Raw genomic sequence first — 20,835 nt, 5'->3', positions numbered from 1 at the left:
CGGTGCCAGCCGGTGCCAGCCGGTGCCAGCCGGTGCCAGCCGGTGCCAGCCGGTGCCAGCCGGTGACGTCCGACGGCCGAGACGGCCGTGACGGCACGGGGCGTTGAGCCAGGAGATGACGACCTGGCTCAACCGTTGCCTGGAGACGGGCCGGACGGGCATGAGCGATCGGCTACCAGGCCCGAGAGGCCCCGGTTCGCAGGTCGAGCGGCCGCTCTGCGCGGAGACCGAACAACTCACGCTCGCGCTGGCCGACGCCACGGTGCAGCTACGGATATGGCAGAAGGGCGCGGAACACGTCGGCGAGGTCCCTTTGCCGACCTCGAGGCCCCGAGGACGGCAGCACGGGGGCATCCGGTGTCGACCTCGACCCATCGTCGGGAGTGCGCCGACGGGGCCCGCTGCGGTCACCGGATTCCGCGCCGACCGCCGTTCCTGGACGGCGCTGCAGCGCAGGGTGTTTCACGACCCTTCCACCGTACGAACAGGATGTGGCAGATGACCTCTTCGAGTTCGAGACCCCGCTCGATGACGTTCTCGGCCCGGACGGGCAGGTCGCCCGGGGGAGGCCGACGAGACGGCACAGCCGCCCTGGTGATCTGCCGCCCGGCACAAGACTTCCGTCGCGCGAGTCATCCAGGCTCGCGCGATCGGGTACTCGCGCATGTAGCCGTAGCCCCCGTGCAGCTGCGGGCAGGCGTCCATCACCCGGCCCGGCAGCTCGGTGGTCCACCATTTGGCCCTGGTCGCGTCCACGGCGGACAGGCCGCCGCCGGCGTCTCCCGAGAGTGCTCGGCCACGCACCGGTCCACGTACTGCTGGGCGACATGGATCTCGGCCACCAACTCGGCCAGCCGGAACCGGGTGTTCTGGAGCGCCCCGATCGGCGCGCGGTGAACAGCTCGCGGAAGAACGCGGCCACCCATCCCGCCGTCGCCTCCTGTGCTGTGATCGGGGTTCCCGACGAGCAGTGGAGCGAGCGCGTGCACGCGGTCGTGGTCCGCAGGTCCGGTCAGGACGTGAGCGCCGAGGAGCTGCGCGAGCACGTCAAGGCCCGGATCGCCGGCTACGAGGCACTCCGCAGCGCCGAGTTCGTCGACGCCCTGCCGATCTCGGCCGCCGGCAACGTCCTCAAGCGCGAGCTGCGTGCGGCGCACTGGGCCGAGAGGGACCGCCAGATCCACTGAGCCGCCACGCTCCTCACGGCCGGCTGACCGGGCGCGGGTCCTGCTAGTGCGGTCATCGAGCGCCTGCAGGCCGACGGCTACAAGGTCACGGCACCCCAGTTCCCGGAGTCCTCGCTGGCCGCCGACGTCGCCCGGCTACGCCAGGTCCTGGTCCGCCAGAACGGGCCGACGCTCGTCGCGGGCCACTCCTACGGCGGACAGATCATCACGGCGTCGGGTACGGACGCGCCGAACGTCGTCGGCCTGGTCTACATCGCGGCCTTCGGGCTGGACGAGGGGAGTCCATCGGCAAGCTGCTCGCGCAGGGCCCCCCGACCCCCGCACTGGCGCACCTGGAGGTCGACGAGCAGGGCTTCGCCTGGATCCCCGAGGACGACTTCGTCAACCACTTCGCCGCCGACGTCGACCCGGCCACGGCCCGCGTCATGCACGCCGTGCAGCAGCCGCTGTCCTGGTCGGCGGTCGAGGAGGTCATGGGCGTTCCGGCCCGGCGGTCGCATCCGGCCTGGTTCCTGGTCGCCGACGGCGACCAGGTCATCCCGCCCGAGGCCCAGCGCCAGTTCGCGGCCCGCATGGGCGCCACGACCGTCGAGGTCCCGACGAACCACGTCGCAATGGTCTCCCACCCCGAGGACGTGCTGCAGCTCATCACGACCGCTGCCGGGGCGGTCCAGGGCGCGACGTGAGACGCCGACCGACGGGCGGGCCGCCTCCGGTCCGCCGGCTGCGGTTCACGACTGCGCGCCCGGTCCGTGAGAGACGCCGGGACCGCCGCGCGAGCACGATACCGGGCAGGGCGCGGCGTGAGTCGGGCAGCGGTCTACTCGGCAGGGCCCCGCCAGGCCTGATCGACGTGCTCCTGCGCCCGGTCGAGGGCTGCCTGCGCCGCGGCGCGAGGCGCGTCCGCAGCGAGGCGCTGCGCCGCCTCGGCCTTGCGATGATTGGTCAGCGCGTGAGTGACGGTGAGCCGGTGCAGCCCGAGCGCCTTCGCCATCTCGGTCGGGTCGACGCTCGCCTCGTTCAGCTCGACGAAGTAGGAGTCGCGCTCGTGCTGGGCCGCCTCCACCTCGGCGAGCGCCTTGGTGAGGCGCGCCTGGTGGGCGACCAGCTCGTCGCGCTGCTCGTCGGTGAGGGGCAGGCCAGGGGTTCGGCCTAGGTCGTCTTCGTTGTCGGCCACGTCGGGATGGTAGAGCGAGTCGTCATGCTGCACCGGCCGGAAGCGGGGTCTGCGAGCCCGTACGCGCCGTCGAGGTCGCGGTCCCCCGCATCCGTCGGCGCGAGCGACCCGCCGCGGGGGGCGGGAACGCGAGTCCGAGGTTGTGCCACAGCCATAGGCTCGACGGGTGCGGTACGACTTCACCGACTTGCGCCTGTTCCTCCACGTGGTCGCCGAGGGCTCGATCACGGCGGGCGCGGAACGGGCGAACCTGAGCCTGCCCTCGGCGAGCGCACGGATCCGCGCACTCGAACACCACGCCCGCGTCGACCTGCTCGTCCGGGGCCGACGCGGGGTGCGGCCCACGCCAGCCGGCGCCGCCCTCGCGCGACACGCCCGCGAGGTCCTGGACCACGCGATCCGGCTCGACGGCGCGATCGCGTCCTACGTCCGCCCGGTCGGGGCGCCGCTGTCGCTCCTGGCCGGCAGTTCGGCCATGCACGATCTGGTCCCGCGCGCCCTGGCTTCGTTCCTTCTGGCCCATCCCGACGTCGACGTCGACGTGGCCGAACACCGCAGCGGCGACACCGCCCGGCTGCTGCGTGACGGCCAGGCCGATCTGGGTGTCGTGCTCGGCGAGGTGGCCGCGGAGGCGGGCCTCGCAGCCGAGACGCTCTGCGACGACTCCCTGGTCGTGATCGGCGCCCCGGGCGGACCGTTGAGCGGGCGCGAGGCCGTCCCCTACGCCGAGGTCGTGGAGCACCCGATGGTCGGACTGCAGGACACCGCACCCTTGCAGGTCGCCCTGGCCGAGCACGTCGGGCCCACGGCTGCGGTCCCACGCCATCGCACCCGGGCGGCCCATCTCGGCACAGTCGTCGCACTGGCCGCGGCCGGGGCCGGCCTCGCGATCGTCCCCCGCCGGGTCGCCTCCGTCCCCGGCCCACGCGGCCGACTCGACGTCTGCGACCTCGCGGAACCGTGGGCGCTGCGCTCGCTGACCCTCTGCCGCGGCTCCCGCTCGGCCACGGTCACTCACCGGGCCGTCGACTCGCTGGCCGACCACCTTCACCGAACAGCCTCTGTGGCTGCCGAAGGCTGAGGGCGGATCGGCCGGGTCGCGGCCCCGCTCGGGGGCTCACCCGTACCGACGACCGCCGACAGGCCGCTGATCCGCTGGCCCGCGCCGGCGAGGAGCGCGGCCGCCAGCTCGACCGCGCTCGGTCGCGGCGCGCCGGTACCACCGGCCATCCCCAGCATCTGCTCGAGCGGCGCAACGGCGGGCAGGGCTCGGCGGTCGACGAGCCCGCCCGCGACCAGGGCGGTGGCCAGGGCCTCGACGTCGTCGAACAGCGACCGCATCCCGGTCCGGGAGGTCAGCACCCACCGGTCCCCGAACACGGAGAGCACGGCGCGGGGCCCGACGAAACGCTGGAGCTCCTTCAGGACGGCGGACTTCATCCCGTGCTGGTTGAGGTAGGCCGTGCCGCGTGACACCGCACGGCCGCCGGGACATCCGGCGCACATAGGCGTTCGTCCCTTCTAGAGGGCCATGACCGTTCTTCCTTCGCCGCAGCGGGGTCAAGCGGTCTTGCGGGGGTTGCGATCCGCGAAGTCGCGGGCGAGGTCCTCCATGAAGGCGAACTCGACGCCGTCATGCCCCTGGAAGTGGTCGAGGAGACGCTCGAGCATGAGCAGGTTCTGCGGGCGTCCGGAGACGTCGGGGTGGATGGTGATCGGGAAGACTGCGTAGTCCATCTCCCGGTAGACCCAGTCGAACTGGTCCTTCCACAGCTGCTCGATGTCCCGTGGGCTGACGAAGCCATGGCTGTTGGGGCTGGACTTGATGAACATCATCGGCGGCAGGTCGTCGAGGTACCACGACGCCGGTATCTCGATGAGGTCGGTCGCCTGGCCTCGGATCAGCGGCTTCATCCACTCCGCGGCGGACTCCGCCTCGTAGTCGATCTTCGTCCACGTGTCGCCGACGCGCACGTAGTACGGGGTGTGGTCGTCGTGCATCAGCGAGTGGTCGTAGAGGAACCCGCGCTCCAGCAGGATCTCATTGGTGACCGCGGAGAACTCCCACCACGGCGCCACGTAGCCGACCGGCCGCCTGCCGGAGCGCCGCTCGATGAGCTCGGTGCAGTAGTCGAGGATCTCGGTCTCCTGCTCGCGGGTCATCGCGATCGGGTTCTCGTGGCTGTAACCGTGTACCCCGATCTCGTGACCTGCGGCGACGACCTCGTCGAACTGATCCGGGAACGTCTCCACCGAGTGGCCGGGCCAGAACCAGGTCACCGGGATGTCCCGCCGCTGGGCGAGCTGGAGCAGGCGGGGCACACCGACCTCGCCCGCGAAGAGGCCGCGGGAGATGTCCCCCGGGGAGTCCTCACCGCCGTAGGAGCCGAGCCAACCGCCGACGGCGTCGACGTCGATGCCGACGGAGACGAAGATCTTCTTGGGCATGGTGCCTCCTTGCGGTGGTGGGTGGGACGGGCCCCGGAGGTGGGCCCGGAACGCTGCCGCGTCGGTGCCACGGCTCGGGGTCCCCGCTACCCGCGTCGCGCGGTGGTCCCCCCGTGCCGAGCAGGGTGTGCGCCACGCGATGCCTCCTTCCCGGCGAGCGGTCGCAGTGCACGGTGACACCGTGTGGAGCAATGTGGCAGTCGATGTGGAGCAATGTGGCAGTCGATCGCCTGGCGAGGCGGCTATCACAGTGGGGTGCCCACGGGGTGATGGGCAACACCTCTTCCTCCGTGCCCGCGCTCTCCCGAGGCGTTCCGCCGCGGTCGGCTCGCTCGCTCGGCGTCTGCATCGTCGGAGAACTCGCACAATCACGGACGAGGAATCGCTAGGCTGGCCGCCGGTTCTCGATCTCTCGCTCCGAGGGAGTCCTGATGACTCGGTCAGTCGAGGAAGCGTCCCCGCAGCGCCTCCGGAGGGCTCTACCTCCCGAGTTCACGGAGCGACGCTGTCCGTTCGACCCGCCCGCGGCGTTCGCCCGGTTGCGAGAGCAGGCGCCGGTGAGCCGGGTCGAGCTGGCGAACGGGAAAGCCGTCTGGATGATCACCGCGCTCGACGACGTCCGGCAGATCCTGGCGCATCCCGCGATGAGCAACGACCGTCGCGCCCACGCCAACGCACTGATGACGCTCTCGGAGGAGGAGAGGGCGAAGCTGTTCGACGAGAGGGCGCGGGCGGGCCAGATGCTCGCGATGGACCCTCCGGAACACACCCGCCTGCGCAGGATGGTGGTCGGGCAGTTCACCCTGCGTCGGATGCGTTCCCTCACGCCGCGGATCACCGAGATCGTGGACGAGCGCCTGGACGCCATGGAGGCGGGCGGGACCTCTGCCGACCTCGTCCCGGCGTTCTCGTTGCCGGTGCCCTCGCTGGTGATCTGCGAGCTGCTGGGTGTGCCCTACGACGCCCGGGAGACCTTCCAGCGGGTGACCTCCCAGCTCGTCCGCCTGAACACCCCGATCGACGAGCTCGTCCGTGGTCGCCGGCAGCTGCGACGGTTCATGGACGAGTTGGTCGAAACCAAGCGGACACAGCCGGACGACGACCTGATCTCGGGGCTCATCCGCGACGACAAGGACGTCGGGCTGACCCATGACGAGCTGGTCGGCATCGCGAATCTCCTGCTGGTCGCCGGCCACGAGACCACCGCGAACATGATCGCGTTGGGCACGTTCGTCCTGTTGGAGCACCCGCAGCAGCTCGCGAGGCTCCGCGACGACCCGTCGGTGACCGATGACGCGGTCGAGGAGCTCCTGCGGTACCTCTCGATCATCCATCTCGGCCCGTCGCGCGTGGCGACGAGCGACGTGGAGCTCGGCGGTGTCACCATCAAGACCGGCGAGACCGTGTTGATCGCGATACCGCAGGCGAACCGCGATCCCGCACGCTGGGACGATCCCGACCGATTGGATCTCGGCCGCGCCCGCTCGGCCCATGTGGCCTTCGGCCACGGCGTCCACCAGTGTCTGGGTCAGCAGCTCGCACGGGCGGAGATGGCGGTGGCCTTGCCGGCGCTGCTGCGCCGCTTCCCGCATCTCCGCCTCGCCGTGCCGGCGGAGGAGGTGCCGATGCGCTCGGACATGGTGGTCTACGGCGTGCACTCCCTGCCCGTGAAGTGGGACACCCCCGCGCCAGGTGGGCATCGTCGTAGTCGCGGTCGGTGACCGGCTCGGCGCGCCACGTGTAGAAGGCCAGCGTGGAAGCCCAGCACCCGGCAGGTCAAGCCGTCTAGCGTCCGGGGGCCTGAGGTGGTGGCGGCACGTGACCGCTGCTCACGTCGAGGTGCACGGTCTGGCCGACGAGGCTGTCTCCGCGGGGAGCCTCGCCCATGACGGTGTCTGCTGCAGCGAGGTTGTCGACGCGGGAGGTGTCGACGCCGAAGCCGGCCCGCCGCAGTGTGTCGGTCGCCGTGTCGAGGTCTTGCCCGACGACGTCGGGGATCCGGGCGATGGCACCCCCCGTGACGTACCGGCCGTCGGTCGCGGGAAGCGGAACCGGAGACCGGTCGCCGAGGATCCGGGTCATCGCCTGGTACCAGGTGGCGGCCGGGGTGAGCCCTCCGTAGATGTTGCCGCCCGAGCAGGTGTGCGGAGGCGATCCGACGCAGATCGGGGCGGGGGAGGGGGAGTCGTCGAAGACGATGGTGGCGCCGGCGAGCTGCGGGGTCGCGCCGACGAACGCGGCGGACTCGTAGTTCTGCGTGGTCCCGGTCTTCGCCGCGACCGGCCGGTTCCAGTCCGCGGCGCGCGCTGCCGCCGCGGACGTGCCGCCGGGCTGGTCGTCCTTGCTCAGGCCGGTGAGCAGGGTGTCGGCGAGCTGCGGGGAGACGGCCTGGTTGCACGCCGGCCCGGGGAGCGGGACGGGGGCGCCGGTGCGGTCGGTGATCGCGGCGATCGGGTCGGGCGGGCACCAGGTCCCGTGGCTGGCGAGCGTGGCGGCGACGTTGGCAAGCTCCAGTGCGCTGGTCGGGGTGTCGCCCAGGGTGAACGAGGCGTGGTTCTGGGCCTTGGTGACCGTGGCGATCGACGGCGACCCGCTCCTCGACCCGGTCGGGGTGTCGGCCAGGGACGTCATCCCCAGGCGGACCGCCATGTCGACCACGGCAGGGACGCCGGTGTACTGCTCGAGGGCGACGAAGGCGGTGTTGGGCGACTGGGCGAGCGCGTCCTGCAGGCTGAGGCGCGAGGCGTAGTTGCCCGCGTTGTGGATCGGAACCGGCACGCCGGCGTTGGCGAAGAACGGGGTGGTCCAGCCGCTGGCGGGAACGTCGAGCACGGTGTCGATCCCGAGCCCCTTCTCCAGGGCGGCGGCCGCGGTGAAGATCTTGTAGACCGAGCCCGCCCCCAGGTTCTCCGGGGTGTAGGGAAGGCCGTAGCTGCTCTGGCCGGCGGCGGCGTCGGGGCCGTAGGTCCGGTTGGCGGCCATCGCGACCACGCGGTGGTCCGTGGCGCCCGGCTCGACGATCGACAGGACGTCGGCGATGTGCGGGGTGCGCGGCGGGACCTGCGTGTCCACGGCGGACTTGGCCGCGGCCAGTGCCGCCCGGTCGAGGGTGGTACGGATGGTGTACCCGCCCCGGTCGAGCTGGCCGAGGGAGAAGCCGGCCTTGGTGAGGTAGTCGACCACGTAGGCGCAGAAGTAGCCGGCGTCCCCGGCACCCGCGCAGCCCTCCGCAGGTGGGTTCACCGCTGCGGGTACGCCGAGCGGTCCGGCGCTCGAGGCCGCGGCCTGGGCCGGCGTGACGACCCCTTGACCGGCCATGAGCTGAATGACCTCGTTGCGCCGCGCGGTCGCCGCGGCGGGGTGGCGGAGCGGGTCGTACGCGGTGGGGCTCTGCACCATCCCGGCGAGCAGGGCGGCCTGCGCCACGGTCAGCCGGTCGGGGGTGGTGTCGAAGTAGGTTCGGGCCGCGGTGCCGACGCCGTAGGCCCCGTTGCCGAAGTACACGATGTTCAGGTAGCGGGCCAGGATCTCGTCCTTGCCGAGTGCCCGGTCGACCGCCACCGCGAGGCGGGCCTCGGAGAGCTTGCGCGCGTAAGTGGGTGCGGTCGCGGCGGTCCGCTCCGCGGCGGTGGTGGCGGTGTCGAGCGTGTAGTTCTTCACGTACTGCTGGCTGAGCGTGGACCCGCCCTGTTGGGAGGTGCTCTCGCCGTTGTGCAGGAGGGCGCGGAGCACGCCCTGCGGGTCGACCCCGCTGTGCTGGTAGAAGCGGCGGTCCTCGACGGCCACGATCGCGGCCTTCATCGCCGGGGAGATGCTTGCCGACGGCGTCGGCCGCCGGTCCTGGTCGAACAGGAAGGCGATCGGCTCGCCCTTGTCGTCCGTCACGGTGGTGGTGAGGGGGACGTCCCGGTCGGCCAGGATCGCCGGGACGCTCGGCCCGCCGGCGCCGGCCTCGCCCGCGGTCAGGCCGAGGCCCGACACGACCGGGAAGACCATGCCGGCCAGCAGCACCCCGCCGACGACGCACAGGGCGCCCAACCGAATGAGGGGCCTCGCTGTACCGGGCGCGAGAGTCCGCGTCGGCGTTCTCCTTCTGCGACCAGGTCCGCCCGGTTCACGGCGGCGGAGGTCTCGGGTCGTCGCTGCCTCCGGCTTCACGCTGCGAGACGCTAACGGCGCGCCGGGAAGCGGACGGTAAACGACGCCGGGACGCGGCTCGCCCGATCGGGCGCTTCCTCGACGCCCTCCACTCGTCTGATGACCGACTCAGGGGCCGAGTCCACCGGCCCGGCCGGCGGGGCTCTGTTGCTGCGCCCGATGGTGCATGTCGCTGACATGGATGCGTCACTGCGCTTCTTCCAGGCCTCAGGCGCCGAGGTGGTCGAGGGGAGCCGGGAGGGGGACTGGGTGGGGCTGCAGCTCGGAAGAGCCCGGATCGGGTTGCCGGCCCACCCGCCGAGTTTGCCGAGGGCATGAGATGTGGGCATCTTTGGCACATGTCACGGCATTCCCGGCGCCACGGGTCCGGGCCTGGGCGCGAATCCCCCAGCGTGGCTGGGTTGTTGTCGTCCGGCCGGGCCTGGGTCGCGATCGGTGTCGGGCGGTCGACCACCTCGTTGTGCCGGGCGTTGGGTCGGGCCGGTGGGGTCCTCGGCGGACGGGTGGCCCTCGTGGTGGATCCCGGCCTGCTGGCCAGGTTGACCGGTTCGCGCTGGGTGGCGCTGGTGTCGGGGACCAACGGCAAGTCGACGACGACGGCGATGCTCGCGTCCGCCGTCGCACTCCAGACGAGGCCGGCATGGAACCGGACCGGGGCGAACATGGCCGACGGGGCACTCGCGGCGCTGCTCGACGCCCCGGAGGCGGACAGCGCGGTCCTGGAGATCGACGAGGGCTACCTGCCCGGGGTCATCTCCCAGACCCGACCGGCGTTGGTCGTGCTCCTGAATATGAGCAGGGATCAGCTGGACCGGGTCGGGGAGCTCGCCTCGGTGGTGCGGCGGATCCGGGCGGCGTTGCTGGCCAGCCCGCACACCACGGTGATCGCCAACGCCGAGGATCCGCTGGTCGTGGCCGCGGCGCAGGCGGCCCGCCGCAGGATCTGGGTGGCCCCGCCGAGGACGTGGCGCCACGACGGTGTCACCTGCCTGTTGTGCGGAAGCCATATCGACCCGGCGCGGACCAGGTGGCGGTGCAGCGGCTGTGGGCTGCGTCGTCCGGCAACCCAGTGGGCCATGACCGAGGACGGGTGGCTGAGCGGACCGGATGGATATGAGCGCCGCCTGGCCCTGCACCTGCCGGGCACCGCGAACCTGGTCAACGCGGCGTTCGCGGTGGCCGCCGCGACCGCGTACGGGGTGTCACCGGACCGGGCGGCCGAGGCGGTCGCGGGCCTGGACGAGGTGGCGGGCCGCTACCGGTCGTTCCCGCACGCCGCCGGGGAGATCCGCCTGTTGCTGGCGAAGAACCCGGCCGGTTGGTCGGAGACGCTGGCTGTGATCGAGTCGTCGCCGAGTGCGGTGGTGATCGCGGTGAACTCCCGAGAGGCCGATGGCCGCGACCCCTCCTGGCTGTGGGACGTGCCCTTCGAGCGGCTGCGCGGGCGGCGGGTGACGGCCAGTGGAGACCGCGCCGCGGACGTGGCCGTCCGACTGGCCTACGCCGAGGTCGACCACGATGTGGAGGCCGACCCGGTGGCGGCCGCGTGCCGACAACCCGGGCCCGTCGACCTGGCCGGGGACTACACCGCCTTCCTCGCCGCGCGGGCCCGCGTAGAACGCGCCGCCGCAAAACCGGCTGCCGGTCCCGTTGTCGGTCCAGCAGGCGGTCAGTGCGGGCCCGCGGCGTGAGGAAACGGGCTGACCCCGGTCTCGGACCGTCGACGGCTCGGATCCTGCTAGTGCAGCGAGCCGCTGGCCGGTAGCCGCCCCTGACGCGTTCCCACGTCTCGTTACTGCGGTCAGTTCGCTTGCCTGCCCGGTATCGGCGGCCCCAGAGCCCTGATCGTCTCCCGGGTCGTCGCGGCATTCCCCTTCCTGGCCTGCGGCTCAGGGCGTGTTCGAGCGCCCGTCTGCGACGGGGCGCGACAGGGACCGGATCGCTTTCAGGTGAGGCATCCATCAGGCCCGGTAAGGCAGCGATGAAGACGTTTGAGGGCAGACTTCGCTTCGTGGCGGGCCGTCGCGCCGAGTGTTGCACTGGAGTCGTGGAAGGCAAGGAGAACGCGTCCCTCGAGGTCGCCACCCACGAGAACGAACCGCACGCACAGGGGATGTTCGGCCGCCTGAACTGGCTGCGTGCCGGAGTTCTGGGGGCCAACGACGGCATCGTCTCCGTCGCCGGTCTGGTCGTCGGCGTCGCCGCGGCGACCGTGCAACGTGGCCCGATCTTCACTGCGGGGCTGGCGGGTCTGGTGGCCGGCGCGGTGTCGATGGCATTGGGCGAGTTCGTGTCGGTGAGCAGCCAGCGCGACGCCGAGCGGGCACTGCTGTCCAAGGAACGCTGTGAGCTGATCGACGATCCCGACAGCGAGCTCGCCGAGCTGGCCGCGCTCTATCGGGCCAAGGGGCTCAGCGAGGACACCGCGCGGAAGGTCGCCCAGGAGCTCACCGCGCACGACGCCCTGGCCGCGCACGCCGAGGTCGAGCTGGGTCTCGACCCGGAGGATCTGACCAACCCCTGGCAGGCCGCGGGTGCGTCGGCGCTCTCGTTCTGCGTGGGTGCGATCCTCCCGTTGCTGGCGATCCTGTTGCCGCCGCCGATCTGGCGGGTCCCGGTGACCGTCGTCGCCGTGCTCGTCGCTCTGGGCCTGGCGGGCGCGATCAGCGCTCGGATCGGTCGGACCGCCGCACCGCGGGCCGTGGTGCGGGTGGTCATCGGCGGCGCCATCGGCCTGGCCGTCACCTACGCCATCGGTCATCTCGCGGGCACCGCGACGCTGGGCTGAGGACGACTCGCAACCACGGGACCACCGTCGCCCTGCTCGCCGGTTCTCGCCCGACACATCCGCACCGCGGAGCGGGCGCGCGAGGTCCCACGCTCGCGCAGGGCGGGCCGGCAGGCGATGTCGAGGCAGTCCTGGCCGTAGGTCTTCAGGAGCAGTCGAGGGTTGTGCCGGCTGCGCGGGCCAAGGCCTCGACGAGGGCGATCCCGTCCTGCTCGCTGGGGTTGTGTTGGGTGAGCACGGCGAGCAGGACCCGGTGACCGTGGAGGGTGAGCATGCCGACGCTTCCGGTGGCCCAGCGGCCGTCGTCGTCGTCGATGTCGAGCCACCCGTCCTTCAACGCGGTGGGCGTGGCCGGGTCGGCGATCGCGCTGATGCCCCAGGCCTGATCGGGTTCGACCCGCGTCATCAGGCCCAGGGCGAGTCGGCGGTCGCTCGGCGTGAGCGGACCGGCATCGACCAGGTCGCTCAGCAGAGTGAGCTGGTCGTCGGCGTCGCTGGTGGACAGGCCCCAGTAGCCGTTCGGGTCCGTGGTGGTGGCGTCGGCGCCGAGCCGCTCGGTGGCCTCCTGCAGCCCGGACCCGTCGCCGCCCACGGCGTTCCACAGTGCGGTCGCGGCGTCGTTGTCGCTGTTGACGATCATCGCGGTGGCCTGATCGAGCTCGGAGCCGGCGAGGACCGTGCCGTCGTCCCGGTGGGCCAGCAGCAGCGCTTCGAGGATGTCGAGCTTGATGACGCTCGCGGTGACCACCTGCGTGTCGGCGTCGTAGCGCACGCGCGTGCCGGTGTCCAGATTCAGTCCGGCCACCGAGACGCTGCCCGGCGGCATGCCCGCGATCAGTCGGTTCATCGTTGCCGCGGACAGAGCGGCGCACTCGTCGGCCGTCGGCCCGCTCGAGCCCACGGCGACCGGGCGCAGGGCATCCCCGCCGTGGGGCATGCTCGGCGTGGTGACCCGAACCGCGCTGGGGGAGAGGGCGAGGGAGAGGGCGGCCCCGACGCTCAGCAGGGCCGCGACGCCGGTGCGCAGCCCGCGCGAACGCGTACCCGGCTTACGGGTGCACTGACGCGGCATCGCGGCTCCTGCCCGTCATGCCGCGTCTCTGGCGACGGCCCGGCGACGGGTGACGGTGTCCTGTCTCAATCCCAGAGCAGAGTTCCACAAGGGCGGCTTCGTGGTCGAGCACAGCCATCAGGACCTGCGGTGGACGCTGCTCGTGTTGCGCGAACCCGACCGTGGGCCGCGACGTTCGACGAGCTGGTCGAGAGCCTCGGTGGCCGTACGCTGCGGGCGAACGCCTCACTACCGGTCCCTCAGCGGCTACCGATCCTGCTGCCGGTCGATCACCGTCGCGGGCGTAGTCGACCGCAGCTGACGAGGACGGTCAGCGCCACCGGCCGGCGGGCCGGGCGGAGAGCGCGGTGCGCACGCCGTCGGCCTGGGTGATCAGGCCGGTGAGGTACACCGGTTGGAGGGTGAGGTCGCCGCGTAGCGGCCACGGAGCCAGCGTGGTGAGCAGTCCGGCGGTGACCGTGCCCGCTGTCGCCACGGCCGTGGCGCGACGGCTGAGGCGGCGCGCGAGCGGGACGGCGCGGAGCACGGTGAGCGCCGCTGCCGGGTCGTCGGTGATGAGGTCCGCGGCCCAGCCGACCGGCCGGCCCGGCCGATGGACGGCGAGGGCGACGTCGGCGGCGGCCAGGATGTCGTTGTCGCTGGTGGCCAGCACGAGCACTGCCTCACCGTCGGCCTGCAACCGTCGGACCTCGGTGGCGGAAAGCGGATCCGCGGGGAGTGCCTCCTCCTGGTCCGGAGGTGTCCGCCGGCGGGCCGCTGCGACGGTGAGGCCCGCGGCGGCGAGCTGTTCGAGGATCTCCGGCAGGGCGGCGGGCCAGTCGGATCCGTCGACCGGCCCGACGTCATCGCCGGGCGCGAGGCCGAGCAGGCTGTCGTCGATCAGCACCGTGGTGATCCGGTCCAGCCGCCGGAACGCGCCCGGATCCATCGGAAGCACGCCGGCGCCGGCAAGCTGCCACGCCAGGGTGGCGGCGAAGGCCTCGCGGCCCAGCCGGGCGGCCGGCGGGACGCCGATGAGCAGCAGATACGCCGTGCGGGACGCGCTGCCCGTCACGGCGAGCACGGCGCCGGCAGCGAGCAGCGACGTGGCCGCGACCCGGTCGGCGAAGGCCTCGACCGGCCCCACCGGGTAGGCGCTGGGTCGGTCAGCCTTGATCGGCGGGTGCACCGGATCGGCACCTGATGCCTCCCGCAACCGCGCTTCCTGCGCCTGCCAGGCGCTCCGCCGGGCGCGCACCTCCCCCAGCAGTAGCGCGTGGCTCAGCGCGGTCACCGCCAGCGGCCCGACCCCACCGGAGAGCCCGTTGAGCACCCCCGACCCGATCCCGACCAGCGCGTCCGCGCCGACCGGGCCCACGGCATGCTCGACCAGCCGGCGCACCCGCGGCTGTGCCTCCACGATGCCGATCAGCGCCCGCGCTCCGGTCGGCACCGGAGGGACCACGACCAGGCTCGTCATCGCCGCCGCGGCGAGCCCGGCCAGGTCGGCCGCCAGACCGATGACGGCGCCGGTGACCGCGGCCGGATCGCCCGGGTGCGGCGGCTCGGCCCGCGACCAGCCCGTGTCGTTCTGCCCGCGGGACTCCTCCACATCGTTGACGGTCTCCACCAGCGAGGCCAGGGTGACCTTCCGCTGGTCGAACAGGACCAGCGCATGGCCGGTGACCGTGTTGACCTGCGCCCAGTTCACACCCCGCACACCCCGCAACGCCGCGGCGATCGCCCGCCCCGCCGCGCCCGCGTCCGCGCCGTCAGCGGCCTCGCGTAGCTCGATCAGCCCGCGGCCGTCGCTCGCCCACGCCCGACGCCGGAACCGCAACGGCCCCAACCGCGCCGTGTCCGACAGCCCGTCGGCCGCCCTGCCCAGAGCAGCCGGCACCGCGGCCGCCGCCCTCAGCGCCGCACCGGGGACGCGGGTCAGCTGCTCGGCCCCCCGGACGGCCGCGACGACGAGCCCCGTGGCGCGCGCCGACAATGGCACTGGTCCAGTCTGCCGGTCGCCGCGCCGATCCGCAGCCGCGCCCGTCCCGTCCGGTCGTCACACGCCGGCAGCCGTTCGACCCCACCGCCACATCCACGGCTTCTGCGCGCCTCGCCCAGTCAGCACCAGACCGTCGCCTAAGTCGCCCACGCGCGGGGTGAGCCACGGCTCCAGCCGCTCGGCGATCTTCGCCACGCCGGGCACCACCCCCGCGGCCACGTCGATGACCAGGTCGAACTTGTCGTCGTCGGCGGCGACCACCAGCCAGCCGTTGAGGAAGCAGAACACCTCGGTCGCGAGCCAGCCGAGCCGCTTGTTGCCGTCGACGAGGGCGTGGTTGCGCGCCAGGGACTCCAGCAGCGCCGCCGCCTTCTCGGTCATCGACGGGTAGGCCTCTGCGCCGAAAACCGTGGTGCGCGGTCGGGCAACCGCGGACTCCAGCAGCCCGAAGTCGCACACGGTCACCTTGCCCTCGATCGCGGCCTCGGCGACCTGCAGCAGCGACTCCAACGTCAGGTACTCGGTCACGCATCGCCCAGCCGGCGCAGCAGATCCTTGTTACGCGGGCCGAGAACGGCGAGGGCCTCGGCGACCCGGTCGTGGTGGGAGTGGCGCTCGACGTACTCGCGCACGGCGGCGCGCGCGACGTCCTGCATCGACCGGTCCTCGGCGACCGCCTGGGCGCGCAGGGCCTCGGTCTCCTCGTCGGTGAACCGCACATTCATCGCCACACCCTCAACGGTACCACTTTGGCACCGCGTTTGACGTGCGGTTACTCGTCCGAGGCAGCCTTGCCCGCTGCTCGCGCAGCTCTGCCCCGGTCCTCCGCTACGCAACGCTGCCGTTGAGGTCCTCCGCTGCCCGGCGTCATGTCCGCCCGGTCAGCCTCGACCGCGTGAGCACCCGAGGCCTGTGGCGGTTGGCGAGGTTCTTCAGCGCCACCGACGCGACCTTGACATGGTCAGGGGGCAGGTGCGCGTAGGAAGATGCCCGAGCCGGGTTTGGGGGAGAAGAAGCTGCTCTTGGCCGGTACCACCTGGCCTGCGTCGGCGATCGCGGTGAGGGTTTCGAGTTGCGGCGCCGGTAGCGCGAACAGTACGCCGCCGTCGGCCTCGCATGCGGTGAGGAGATCCTCGATCGGGGCGCGGGTCTGCTCGATCTTGGTGCCGGGCGGCAGCCCGTTGAGGACCAGGTCGTGGAGCAGCGAGACGTCCAGGCCGGGCGAGCCGGGCGGTCGCTCGCCGGAGTAGCGCGCGACGTACCAGCGGCGGTCGAGGTTGACCGCGATACCCGCCGCCATCGCCTCCTGTGGGTCGGCGACCGGGCGGACGTGGAAGCTCGCTTCGAGAAGGTCGCGGACCAGCGCGGAGTCGACGGGCCCCGCGACCCGCCGGTCGAAGGAGGCCAGCCGCAGTCCGTCGAGGGGGTAGGTCACGCACAGCACGCCGCGGCGGGAGCCCCGTCCGGAGCGGGCCTGCACGTTGAGGCTGGCTGCCACGCGGTGGTGTCCGTCGGCGATGTAGTGGGTGGCGGCGCCCAGCTCGCGGCACAGCTCTTCGGTTTGCGGGCCTTGCGGGATTCGCCACACCGTGTGGCGTGAGCCGTCGGGTCCGGCGACGTCGCGGTCAGGCGGTAGCTCGGGCGCCAGCGCCAATGTCGCTCGGACCACCGGCCCGGCCCGGTGCAGGGTGCTGACCAGCTCCACCCGTTGGGGCGCTGTCGCCAGGTAGCGTGTCAGTCCATCGACCCGCTGCGGCTGCACCGACTCGTGACCCAACACCCTGCCGTCGAGGAACGCCTCCGGCATGATGTCGCAGACGATGCCGATGTGCTGGCCGTGCGGCGTGCTCTGCCGGTAGACGTAGAGCGCCGGGGGCATCGGCTCGTACGAGTCGGGGCGTACCGCGCGCGGCGCCAACCGCGAGGCGATGGCGATCTCCACCATCGGACGCACCTCCTCGGCGGCGGCTTCGGCGCGGACCAGCCAGCCCGCGAAGGTGCGTACGGCCTGCGCGCCGCAGGTCGTCGCCCCTCCGGCTGACGCGGCCGGCGTATCTGCGATGGCTTCCCGCGCGTATCCGCGGGTCATCCGAGCTCCGTGCCGGTGGGGTCGAGGGTGATCAGCGAGCTGCCCAGCACCTCGGGGAGCGCATCGAGGCCTGCCAGCAGGTCTGTGGGCACGATGCCTGCGACATCGATGGTGGCGACGGCCGCCATGCCGCCCGCGAAGATCCGGTTCTGCATGTGTTCGACGTTGAGCCGTGCCTCACGCAGCAACTCCAGCACGCCGGCCAGCACGCCGACCTTGTCGAGGTGACGCACGGTGAGGGTGGCGCTGCCCAGTCCGCGGGGTGAGAGGTTGACGCAGTTGCGCGCCTCGCCTGCCGCGAACGCGTCGACGATCTCCACGACCCCCGCGGCGATCGCGGCCTGGGCCTGTGCGGTGGAAGCGCCGATATGGTGGGTGGCCACCACCCCGGGATGTCTGGCCAGCGGCGAGTCCCACTCGGCGGTGCCCGAGCTGGGCTCGTCGGCGAATACGTCGAGACCTGCGCGGACGTGCCCAGCATCCAGCGCCGCGAGCAGCGCCGCCTCGTCGACCACCTCACCACGTGAGGTGTTGACCAGGACCGCGCATGGTTTCATGGCGGCCAGGAACTCGGCGTCCACGAGGTTCTTGGTCTCTGGCGACAGCGGTACGTGGAGGCTCACCACGTCGGAGGCGGCGAGCAGGTCCGGCAGCGAGCGGTAGCACGCGACGTCGAGCTCGGCCAGCCGGTCGCGGGTGGCCCGGCTGCGGCCGGGACGGTCCAGGCAGCCGATCCGCATCCCGAACCCGGCCGCCCGCTCGGCCACGGCGAGGCCGATCGAGCCCAGGCCGAGGATGCCCAGGGCACTGCCGAGCAGCCCGTTGGCCTCGGTGTAGGTCGATTTCGCCCAACGGCCCTGCCGCGCGTCGGCAACGTTGTCGGCGATCCTGCGGTCCAGCGCGAGGATCAACCCCATCGTGAGCTCGGCGACCGCGACCGCGTTGCGGCCGGGCACGTTGCAGACCAGAACACCGTTGCGGGCCGCGACCTCGATGTCGATGGCGTTCGTGCCGGCACCGGCCCGGATCACCAGGGCGAGCTTGTCCGCGGCCTCGAACACCGCGCGGTCGACCTTCGTGCTGCGGACCACCAGCCCGTCGACGCCTGCGATCCGACCCGGCAGGTCCGCCGTGGTCAAAGCAGGCTCCACCGCACACCGATGTCCCCGCGCCTCGAGTTCGGCAATGGTCTGGGCGGACACCGAATCGGCGAACAGCAGATACATGCGCGGACACCCTTCACGACGGGTTCGCAAACCGGGCCCCGATCGGGCCGCCATAGAGGCTGAACAGGCACCGCGCTCGACGGCCAGTCCCTCTGAATGGCGACACGAGATCCACATGAGTTTCATATAATGGAACCCACGTTCCGGGTATCGCGGTTAGGGTGACGGCGGTCGAGCACCATGTCAAGAGGAGAGGGCGCGCGCTTACCGCGCACGGCCGTGCGCTGATTCCGACTCCCGACGAGTGCCGGCAGAGGCCGGTCACGAAGATCGGAGTTGCGATTCGGCTGGGCGACGCCGGGCTTCTTTGACGGTCCGGATCGGCGGCGCGCTACGCGTGGGCGGTTGTCGTGGTCGCCGGCGTGTTGCCGGCGCGAAGGAACAGGATCCGGGCCGGCCGCCGGAGTCGCCCAGCGCGACCGGGCCCTCGATGCCGCCCGCGCCCACGCCGCCGACCACGGCCGGCTGCCGACGGTGTCGGAGTTACAGGACCGCGCCGGCGTCTTCCGGCACCGCCGCGAAGGCCCTCAAGCAGCTCCGGCGCAAACCCCAGACCCTGCGTCTGGTCCACCTTCAAGACTCCTGACGACCTCCACATGAGCCTTCCCGGCACGACCCACCAGGACCACGAGCAGAACAACCTCGAGCACTCCAGCAGCACGCTCACAGAGCTTCAAACCCGCACAAAACCACCAAGATCAAATGACTCACACCTCTGCACCACAATCCGACGGGCAAGCGCGGCTTTCGACCGCCCGGTGCGCGATGCGGCTCGGCCCAGGGCCGCGCGGCGGTGGTCGGGGCGCTGAACATCGCGTCGGGTTACAGCACCGAGTACCTGCTGCGCGAGGTCGCGACCGGGGCTGGACGAGTACTACTACACCGGCGCGGTCACCGAGGGGGAGCCGCGGGGCGCTGGTGGATCGTGGCGCCGAGCAACTCGGCCTGCGTGACCTGGTCGACGCCCAGGACATGACCGGTCTCTGTGAGCACTTCCTCGACCCGCGCGAGCTGGGCTTCCGCGACAAGTCCTGCTGGGACGAGGTGTTCACCCTCGGGCACACGGGCCGGAAGTATCAGTCCGAGGACACGCTGTACGCCGCGGCGCTGGCGCGAGCGCCGCCAGCGGCAGGGCGTGCTGCTCAGTGGGCGTGCACGCGAGCACGACCCGTGCGGCAGGAGCTCCCGGGGTGAACGGCGTGGTCCGACGTGGGTAGGTAAGCCCCGCCGCCCGGGTGGCGGCTCGGGTGAGCGGCGCGGCCGCGGCGAGCTGGGAGAGCAGGCGTTCGGCGGCCAAGCGGTGCGGTGCGGAGTGCTCAGGTGACGTCGCTATCCCGAGTAGGTGACGATTGACCGGGGCGACCGCCCGAGGCAGGTCCAGCACACACGAGCCGAGCGCCGGCTCAGGACGGGGTGCGGCATGACGTCCCCACAGGTGCAGCTGCGAGAGATCACCGACGACAACCGGAAGAGCGTGCGCGCCCTCCGGGTCCGGCGCGAGCAGCGGCGGTTCGTCGCGTCGGTGGCCGAGTCGCTCAAGGACGCGGCCGCCGAGCCGCAGGCCCGCCCCTGGGTCCGGGCTGTGTATCTCGGCGACGAGCCCGTCGGCTTCGTGATGCTGTCGTGGAACGCGCCGAGCGGGGGGCGCTACTTCCTGTGGCGGCTGCTCGTCGATCGGCGCTACCAGGGGCGTGGGATCGGCCGGGAGGTGCTCACGCAGATCGTCGACCTGGTGCGGGCGGAGGGCGCCGATGAGCTGTTGACCAGCTATGAACGGGGTCCGGGCAACCCGGGCCCGTTCTACCGGAAGTTCGGCTTCGAGCCGACCGGCGAGATGGACGACGACGGCGAGGTCGTCCTGCGGCTGCGGCTGTCCCCTCCGGGCGTGGCCTCGGACCGTCGACGCTGACATCCGGCACGCGCACCGGTGTGCTGCCTTCTCCGGAGGTCGCGGTTCCGGCCTTCGACCACCGCTCGGCCCGCGCCGCCCGACCCGCCCCCTTGAGCAGGACACGAACGCCACCTGGTCAGCGGGCAGGTCCAGAGCGCCGAAGAAGCGGATCGCCTGGAGCAAGCGAGGCAGGTCGAGGCGGCCGGGTCCCTTGACTGCGTACGGACGTGCGGTCCGCTGATTGGCCGACAGTCGGTTCCTCCTGCGTATCAAGCGCCGGGCCGACGGCGGGAGGGCCGGGATCGGCAGGAGAGTTCTCCCGTCAGAGACCACGTCAGACGCACGTGAAGGGGAATCACGATGAGCATCCCGGACGCCCTCGCCGTCCTGATCACTCCAGTTCAGGGCCTTCGCTCGGGTGGCGGTGGCGACGCCGTGCAGGGCGCTGCGGCCTCCGCGAGTGTCGGCCTGGTGGCGCGCTGGTGCAACGACCCGCGCCCGACCGCCTCCTGGAACCTCGAGCGGCGGTGACCGTGAACGGACACAGCCCGGCGTCGCTGCCGAGGTCCCGCCCGTCGACCGAGGGGCGCTTCGAGCCCCCGGGGGACCTCGTCCGGGACCTCGTCGACGGCACCCGCCCACCCACTGACGCCGACCCAGGAGTTTCACGATGAGCCCCGTCGAGCTGTCCGCCCGCTTGGATCGCCTGCCGATGGGTCGGTTCCACCGTGGGGTGTTGCTGGCTTTGGCTGTCGCGTTCGTCTTCGAGTTCGGCGATCTGAACACTTTCGCCTATGTGGCGCCGGCGCTGCGGCAGC

General features: G+C 72.0%; 20 protein-coding genes. 9 read left to right on the top strand and 11 right to left on the bottom strand.

Annotated elements, in window-relative coordinates:
* Positions 1-462: 462 nt before the first annotated feature.
* Positions 463-756, bottom strand: coding sequence for an acyl-CoA dehydrogenase family protein (locus LWC33_RS32300; protein WP_233308503.1), 294 nt, complete (start codon positions 754-756; stop codon positions 463-465).
* Between the two features lie 71 nt (positions 757-827).
* Here LWC33_RS32300 and LWC33_RS32295 point away from each other — a divergent pair, with 71 nt between their 5' ends.
* Together LWC33_RS32295 and LWC33_RS32290 are read left to right on the top strand one after the other, a co-directional pair.
* Positions 828-1,187 carry an AMP-binding enzyme gene (locus LWC33_RS32295; protein WP_233308502.1) on the top strand — a complete coding sequence of 120 codons (360 nt, stop codon included), beginning with the start codon at positions 828-830 and terminating at the stop codon, positions 1,185-1,187.
* 425 nt (positions 1,188-1,612) lie between these two features.
* Positions 1,613-1,873, top strand: a complete 261-nt coding sequence (locus LWC33_RS32290) for an alpha/beta fold hydrolase (RefSeq protein ID WP_233308501.1) — start codon at positions 1,613-1,615, stop codon at positions 1,871-1,873.
* A 134-nt stretch (positions 1,874-2,007) separates the two neighbouring features.
* Here LWC33_RS32290 and LWC33_RS32285 read toward each other — a convergent pair whose 3' ends face one another.
* Positions 2,008-2,364, bottom strand: coding sequence for a hypothetical protein (locus LWC33_RS32285; protein ID WP_233308500.1), 357 nt, complete (start codon positions 2,362-2,364; stop codon positions 2,008-2,010).
* Positions 2,365-2,530: 166 nt separating this feature from the next.
* Between LWC33_RS32285 and LWC33_RS32280 the strand changes: the two genes are divergently transcribed.
* On the top strand, positions 2,531-3,445 hold the full coding sequence (locus LWC33_RS32280) for a LysR family transcriptional regulator (protein ID WP_233308499.1): 915 nt from the start codon (positions 2,531-2,533) through the stop codon (positions 3,443-3,445).
* On the opposite strand, the gene LWC33_RS32275 is transcribed toward LWC33_RS32280, so the two are convergent.
* Entirely contained in the window at positions 3,412-3,840 is a 429-nt protein-coding gene (locus LWC33_RS32275; protein ID WP_233308498.1) for a hypothetical protein, read from the bottom strand. The genes LWC33_RS32280 and LWC33_RS32275 overlap by 34 nt on opposite strands.
* 84 nt (positions 3,841-3,924) lie before the next feature.
* On the bottom strand, positions 3,925-4,812 hold the full coding sequence (locus tag LWC33_RS32270) for a polysaccharide deacetylase family protein (protein ID WP_233308497.1): 888 nt from the start codon (positions 4,810-4,812) through the stop codon (positions 3,925-3,927).
* Positions 4,813-5,369: 557 nt separating this feature from the next.
* Between LWC33_RS32270 and LWC33_RS32265 the strand changes: the two genes are divergently transcribed.
* On the top strand, positions 5,370-6,533 hold the full coding sequence (locus LWC33_RS32265) for a cytochrome P450 (RefSeq protein WP_308191041.1): 1,164 nt from the start codon (positions 5,370-5,372) through the stop codon (positions 6,531-6,533).
* A 64-nt stretch (positions 6,534-6,597) separates the two neighbouring features.
* On the opposite strand, the gene LWC33_RS32260 is transcribed toward LWC33_RS32265, so the two are convergent.
* The gene (locus LWC33_RS32260) at positions 6,598-8,850 is read right to left on the bottom strand and encodes a penicillin-binding protein (protein ID WP_233308495.1); all 2,253 of its coding nucleotides are present in this window, start codon (positions 8,848-8,850) and stop codon (positions 6,598-6,600) included.
* 512 nt (positions 8,851-9,362) lie between these two features.
* Between LWC33_RS32260 and LWC33_RS32255 the strand changes: the two genes are divergently transcribed.
* Together LWC33_RS32255 and LWC33_RS32250 are read left to right on the top strand one after the other, a co-directional pair.
* Positions 9,363-10,661 carry a MurT ligase domain-containing protein gene (locus LWC33_RS32255; protein ID WP_233308494.1) on the top strand — a complete coding sequence of 433 codons (1,299 nt, stop codon included), beginning with the start codon at positions 9,363-9,365 and terminating at the stop codon, positions 10,659-10,661.
* Between the two features lie 422 nt (positions 10,662-11,083).
* Positions 11,084-11,758 carry a VIT1/CCC1 transporter family protein gene (locus LWC33_RS32250; RefSeq protein WP_233308505.1) on the top strand — a complete coding sequence of 225 codons (675 nt, stop codon included), beginning with the start codon at positions 11,084-11,086 and terminating at the stop codon, positions 11,756-11,758.
* Between the two features lie 145 nt (positions 11,759-11,903).
* Here LWC33_RS32250 and LWC33_RS32245 read toward each other — a convergent pair whose 3' ends face one another.
* The 6 genes from LWC33_RS32245 to LWC33_RS32220 form a co-directional block, all read right to left on the bottom strand.
* Entirely contained in the window at positions 11,904-12,830 is a 927-nt protein-coding gene (locus LWC33_RS32245) for a serine hydrolase (protein WP_233308493.1), read from the bottom strand.
* Positions 12,831-13,140: 310 nt separating this feature from the next.
* Positions 13,141-14,811, bottom strand: a complete 1,671-nt coding sequence (locus LWC33_RS32240) for a hypothetical protein (protein ID WP_233308492.1) — start codon at positions 14,809-14,811, stop codon at positions 13,141-13,143.
* Between the two features lie 57 nt (positions 14,812-14,868).
* On the bottom strand, positions 14,869-15,339 hold the full coding sequence (locus LWC33_RS32235; RefSeq protein WP_233308491.1) for a type II toxin-antitoxin system death-on-curing family toxin: 471 nt from the start codon (positions 15,337-15,339) through the stop codon (positions 14,869-14,871).
* A complete protein-coding gene (locus tag LWC33_RS32230) occupies positions 15,336-15,536 on the bottom strand; it encodes a hypothetical protein (RefSeq protein ID WP_233308504.1) in 201 nt (66 codons plus the stop codon). The genes LWC33_RS32235 and LWC33_RS32230 overlap by 4 nt, the downstream gene beginning before the upstream one ends.
* A 236-nt stretch (positions 15,537-15,772) precedes the next feature.
* On the bottom strand, positions 15,773-16,900 hold the full coding sequence (locus tag LWC33_RS32225; RefSeq protein WP_233308490.1) for a DUF1015 family protein: 1,128 nt from the start codon (positions 16,898-16,900) through the stop codon (positions 15,773-15,775).
* Positions 16,897-18,126: an NAD(P)-dependent oxidoreductase gene (locus tag LWC33_RS32220; RefSeq protein ID WP_233308489.1), complete on the bottom strand. Its 1,230-nt coding sequence runs from the start codon at positions 18,124-18,126 to the stop codon at positions 16,897-16,899. Before LWC33_RS32220 ends, LWC33_RS32225 begins: the two co-directional genes overlap by 4 nt.
* Positions 18,127-19,044: 918 nt before the next feature.
* Here LWC33_RS32220 and LWC33_RS32215 point away from each other — a divergent pair.
* The 3 genes from LWC33_RS32215 to LWC33_RS32205 all read left to right on the top strand — a co-directional run bounded on the left by LWC33_RS32215 (position 19,045) and on the right by LWC33_RS32205 (position 20,548).
* Positions 19,045-19,320: a hypothetical protein gene (locus tag LWC33_RS32215; protein ID WP_233308488.1), complete on the top strand. Its 276-nt coding sequence runs from the start codon at positions 19,045-19,047 to the stop codon at positions 19,318-19,320.
* 226 nt (positions 19,321-19,546) lie between these two features.
* Positions 19,547-20,035 (top strand): GNAT family N-acetyltransferase, encoded by a 489-nt coding sequence (locus LWC33_RS32210; RefSeq protein WP_233308487.1) that lies wholly within the window; start codon positions 19,547-19,549, stop codon positions 20,033-20,035.
* Positions 20,036-20,377: 342 nt separating this feature from the next.
* Complete coding sequence (locus LWC33_RS32205; RefSeq protein WP_233308486.1) at positions 20,378-20,548, top strand: hypothetical protein; 171 nt, start codon at positions 20,378-20,380, stop codon at positions 20,546-20,548.
* Positions 20,549-20,835: the final 287 nt, after the last annotated feature.

Origin of the sequence: Pseudonocardia terrae, from assembly GCF_021343995.1 — a bacterium.
Classification (GTDB): Bacteria; Actinomycetota; Actinomycetes; order Mycobacteriales; family Pseudonocardiaceae; genus Pseudonocardia; species Pseudonocardia terrae.
Note: the sequence above shows the minus strand (reverse complement) of the source record. Positions and strands in the feature narration are given on the sequence as shown.